Below are 231 nucleotides of genomic sequence, written 5' to 3' on the forward strand. Positions count from 1 at the left end.
CCCGGCGAGCCCGGCCGTCCCGTCCAGCTGATCGACGTCCGGGACTTCGCGGTGTTCGGCCTGGACCTGCTGACGGCGGGCACGGCCGGCCGCTTCCTCACCACCGCGCCGCCCGGCCTGCTCACCTACGGGCAGTTCCTGGACACGTGCGCGCAGGTGGCGGGGGAGGGGCGCGCCGAGCTCGTCTGGGTCCCGGACGCGCCGCTGCTCGCCGAGGGCCCGGACGCCGTC

The 231-nt window shown here is 77.5% G+C and carries 1 pseudogene; it reads left to right on the top strand.

The annotated features are described in order from the left end of the window. Nucleotides 1-231: pseudogene (locus PUR71_RS33090) on the top strand (hypothetical protein); the annotation flags it as partial.

This window comes from Streptomyces sp. SP17BM10 (assembly GCF_036322405.1).
In the GTDB taxonomy this organism is placed as follows: Bacteria; Actinomycetota; Actinomycetes; order Streptomycetales; family Streptomycetaceae; genus Kitasatospora.